Source organism: Paramuribaculum intestinale, assembly GCF_003024925.1.
In the GTDB taxonomy this organism is placed as follows: Bacteria; Bacteroidota; Bacteroidia; order Bacteroidales; family Muribaculaceae; genus Paramuribaculum; species Paramuribaculum intestinale.
In genome coordinates, this window is the sequence record NZ_PUED01000231.1 from 1 (window position 1) to 3216 (window position 3216).

At 53.1% G+C, this 3216-nt stretch carries 3 protein-coding genes; all 3 read left to right on the forward strand.

Annotated elements, in window-relative coordinates; translation table 11 throughout:
- Nucleotides 1-141: 141 nt before the first annotated feature.
- A complete protein-coding gene (locus C5O24_RS12010; RefSeq protein ID WP_128703504.1) occupies nt 142-507 on the forward strand; it encodes a helix-turn-helix domain-containing protein in 366 nt (121 codons plus the stop codon).
- Nucleotides 504-1847 carry a DUF3987 domain-containing protein gene (locus C5O24_RS12015; protein ID WP_107036471.1) on the forward strand — a complete coding sequence of 448 codons (1344 nt, stop codon included), beginning with the start codon at nt 504-506 and terminating at the stop codon, nt 1845-1847. The genes C5O24_RS12010 and C5O24_RS12015 overlap by 4 nt, the downstream gene beginning before the upstream one ends.
- 453 nt (nt 1848-2300) lie before the next feature.
- Nucleotides 2301-3216, forward strand: a 916-nt coding sequence (gene mobV / locus C5O24_RS12020; RefSeq protein ID WP_107681892.1) for a MobV family relaxase, incomplete at its 3' end; no start/stop codon positions are given.

Consider the following 3216-nt stretch of genomic DNA (forward strand, 5'->3'; position numbering starts at 1 on the left):
AGTCAGGGCTGTGAGGCTTATTTTAACCCTTTGACAACACCCCCACATCTGTATGATGAAAATCCACACGTTTTTAACTCTGAAAAGTCTATGCCCAATGCGCTAAAACTTTCCCCGACCACTAATCAATCCACATCCACAATGAACATGACTGATTTTCTTAATCTCCCCTTCGTGGAAGTCCTCAAACTTCTTGTGAGGGGGTCGGTAGAGGCGTATCTCTCCGAAAAGGAAGCATCTGCTTCAACCGCTGCAGAGGCAGCGAAACCAGAATGTGAATCGCTCGACATGAACGGTGCGCTGGCTTTTCTCAATGCCAACGGCTATCCCATAAAGAGAGGGCAGCTTTACAAGGAAACGAGCAAGGGAACAATCCCTTTCCAGAAATTCGGATCAAAGCTCCATTTCCGTAAATCCGAACTCCTGCAATGGGCTGAGGCACGGCTTACCGACGGCAACGCAATCGGAGTGCTTGTATCCACAGCGCAGAAAGGGGGTAAACGATGAAAAAGGAAGATACCGCCGAAAAGATAAACATCGGCAATCCTTTCCCTCTCGATGTACTCCCCAAGAAAGTGCGTGAAATAATCGACGAGGCAAACGTCACTCTCGGTTTCTCGAAGGACTATCTCGCCATGTCAATGCTCACGGCTATGTCGGCGGCAATAGGCTACACCCACAAGGTCGAATACAATACCTGCTGGCAGGAGTATTGCATTCTTTTCGTCGCCCTTGTAGGCCGCCCCGGAGCGAACAAGAGCCACCCTTTGAGTTTCGCCATGCAGCCGTTGATTGATTTCGACGCGGAGCAGTCGGCAATCTTCAACGAGGCGATGAAACGCTACGAGGCGGCAATGGAACTGCCGCCGAAAGAGAGAGCCGCCAACGGCTACGACACCAACCCCACCGAGCCGAGGCGCATACGGTTCACCATGCAGGATGTAACCCCGGAAGCAGTCCACCGCATACTCTCGGAAAATCCGAGGGGGCTGTGCCTCTATGCCGACGAACTCGCCGCATGGTTCAAGAACTTCAACCGCTACAACAACGGCTCCGAATCGGAGTTCTGGATGTCGGTGTTCAACCACAAGGTAGCCATGTCCGACCGCAAGAGCAGTCAGAGCGGTGTGTTCATCGCCAATCCGTTCCTGTGCGTCATCGGTACGATCCAGCCCAAAGTGCTGGGCGAACTCGCCGCCGGAAACCGCAACGCCAACGGCTTCATGGAGCGTTTCCTCTTTGTCGTGCCGGACGACCAATCCAAAGTGAAATGGAACAGCGAGAGAAAAACACCCTCATTCGACATCGTTGCGGCATGGCGTGAGATAATCTCCAAGCTGACGGATATTGTTCCGGCAACCGATACCAACGGCAATATAATTCCGGAGAATGTGCTGTTTGCATCTGAAGCGTTCGACCGCCTTGTAAAATGGCAGAACGAGTACACCGACAAATGCAACGCCGATGAAAGCGACACGCAGACCGCCATAGCGAGCAAACTCGAAATCTATGCCGTAAGGTTCTGCCTCCTGCTGGCTGTTGCGGATTGGGCTACCGGGGCAAAGAAGAAAAAGGCGATAGACACCGCCACCGTCGAGCGTTCAATCCGGCTGACGGAGTATTTCCGCGTGACAGCCGCAAAGGTGCAGTGCATAATCGGCGAGGACAGTTTGACCGATGTGCAGCTTGCCGTGATGTCGGAACTGCCCGACAAATTCACCACCGCCGAGGGCGTGGCGATAGCCTCCAAGAACGGAATGCCGGAACGGACATTCAAGCGTTTCCTGCGTGAAAAACGGGGCGTCTTCTTCTCGCGCGACAGCCACGGCACATACACCAAATTCTAAATTTACCCTTGACATTTTTGGCACTTTGGCATTTTCACCCTTACGGGCGATTGTGCCAAAATGCCGAAAGTGCCACGGGGTTATCCCTAAATTTGAAATGATGAAATCAATGTTTTTTCTCGGTGTACCACTATACCTGTTACAGTGGTCTGCCGCCCTGCGACCCTCGTGTGGGGAGCAGTTCCATCCGTGCAGCCGCGCACGGAAATTACAGCCATGCGGAAAATTCCTTAGCATATTAGGGAATTTTTGCTCCGCCTTTATTGGCTGCACCTCGGCAATTGGAATAAATTCCATTGCTCTCGGTTTGCTCAATAAGTCGAGCCGCATATCGTTCCGATACGCTAAAAATATCCCCAATATGCCAAAGGGTGACATCCCTTTGGAAACCCCGGAACGGCTTAATCGGAAGCCGTACACCCCGATTGCTCCGCAACAAAAACTCGTTCGCCTATGAGCTACGCAGTGTTCCACATCATAAAGGCGAACTCGTCTTTGAACTCGATAGCCAAGCATATCGAGCGCACCTCCCATCCCGACAACGCAGACCCGGAGCGGACGCACCTCAACCGCTACGGGCTGGTCGAATATCCCGACGGGATAACCGGGCTTGCGGCTGCTGTCGAACACCGCATAGCCAATGCCGGGATAAGCCGAAAAATCTCCGACCGGCAAGTACGCTGCCTCAACATGGTGATGACCTCCGACAACGAGGGTATGCAGAAAATCATCGACGCCGGAAAACTCGACCAATGGATAGCCGACAACATCAAATGGGTTCGTGACACATTCGGCAGCGACAATGTTGTCGGCGCAGCCCTGCACATGGACGAGCGCACACCGCATCTCCACATAGCGGTCGTTCCGATTGTCACAACCGAGAGAAAGAAGAAAGCGAGGGAGGCGGCGGTTAAGAAGCGTTACCGCACCAAGCCGACCAACCGTCCACGGCTGTGTGCCGATGACATAATGGAGCGTAAGGCGATGAGCCGCTACCAAGACCTCTATGCCGAGGCAATGGCGAAATACGGATTGGAGCGAGGCGTCCGAGGCTCGGAAGCCCGGCACATAGACCAACACGAATACTACCGCCAATGCCAGCGCGAGAAAGCCGTACTTGAAAAGGATGTAGCCGAACTCTCCACCGAGAAGAAGAAACTTGACAAGGAGAAGAAATCGTTGGAGAGCAAGGTCGGTCATCTTGAATGCAGCGCAATCGCCCTTGACGCTCAAAGGAAACAAATGAGGGTGGCCAACGAGGAAATCCGGCAGGCTAACAGCGAACTCTATTCGGAACACACCCGGCTGACCGAGGCAAATTCTTCTCTTGCCGCTGAGAACAAGTCGCTCATGGCGACATCATCAAAAC